Below are 269 nucleotides of genomic sequence, written 5' to 3' on the forward strand. Positions count from 1 at the left end.
CTACTTTATTCGGCCTCGCAACATCGCAAAGCGCCTCGTAGTCTCTTACTGCCAAGTTGAAGCAGGTTTTTTCGACCCCGATTGGGTCGCCGGCTGCCGTCCATCCAAGTTCAGCCAACCACCGACCCGTCACGGAGGCCGGATCTTCGTTGTCCAGATAAACGGCCTGCCGGTCGAGAGCCAGCCATGAATACTCGTCAGCATTGGTCCGTTCCAATTCACGGACCAATAACAGCGGCTCGCCTTCGGCAGGGACGAAAAGGACCTGG

General features: G+C 57.2%; 1 pseudogene. It reads right to left on the minus strand.

Annotated elements, in window-relative coordinates:
• Positions 1-269: pseudogene (locus EOD29_RS32025) on the minus strand (aminopeptidase P family N-terminal domain-containing protein); the annotation flags it as partial.

Source organism: Mesorhizobium sp. M1A.T.Ca.IN.004.03.1.1 (assembly GCF_003997555.1).
In the GTDB taxonomy this organism is placed as follows: Bacteria; Pseudomonadota; Alphaproteobacteria; order Rhizobiales; family Rhizobiaceae; genus Mesorhizobium.